Consider the following 672-nt stretch of genomic DNA (forward strand, 5'->3'; position numbering starts at 1 on the left):
CTTCTTAGGCTCCTGGCGCCTAGGCATCCTCCGTGCGCCCTTAATAGCTTAACCTGTCGGCTAAACCACACAAGGCAATACATGAGAATTTCTAATTTGCGCATTTTCGTTTCGCTATCCGGTTTTCAAAGAACAAGTTCTGCCCTCCGCCCATCTGACCAGCAGGCTGTGCGGAGAAGTAAAGCAATGGTGGAGACAAGGAGGATCGAACTCCTGACCCCCTGCGTGCAAGGCAGGTGCTCTCCCAGCTGAGCTATGTCCCCATGGGATATGAAGTTAAACTTGGTGGTGGGCCTTAGTGGACTCGAACCACCGACCTCACCCTTATCAGGGGTGCGCTCTAACCAGCTGAGCTAAAGGCCCGCATTCTATGGCCAGTCTCGCTGGCTTGATCTCGACTCCGTTAAAGGAATCAAGACCGGCTTGGCGACGTCCTACTCTCCCAGGACCCTGCGGTCCAAGTACCATCGGCGCTGGAGGGCTTAACGGTCGTGTTCGAGATGGGTACGCGTGGAACCCCTCCGCCATTATCACCAAACCGGATGTTGATCTGAAGGATTTCTCCTTCAAAACTGAACTCGAGCAGTTAAATCAAACGGACTTCGTATTGCCCCGAAGGGCTCCTTAGAAAGGAGGTGATCCAGCCGCACCTTCCGATACGGCTACCTTGTT

At 53.7% G+C, this 672-nt stretch carries 2 tRNA genes and 1 rRNA gene; all 3 read right to left on the bottom strand.

Annotated elements, in window-relative coordinates:
- Positions 1-187: 187 nt before the first annotated feature.
- A tRNA-Ala gene (locus KVT38_RS33450) sits at positions 188-263 on the bottom strand.
- Between the two features lie 23 nt (positions 264-286).
- Positions 287-363, bottom strand: a tRNA-Ile gene (locus KVT38_RS33455).
- Between the two features lie 58 nt (positions 364-421).
- Positions 422-538, bottom strand: a 5S ribosomal RNA gene (rrf, locus tag KVT38_RS33460).
- Between the last annotated feature and the right edge of the window lie 134 nt (positions 539-672).

The sequence above is a fragment of the Cohnella sp. GbtcB17 genome (genome assembly GCF_019091135.1).
Classification (GTDB): Bacteria; Bacillota; Bacilli; order Paenibacillales; family Paenibacillaceae; genus Cohnella.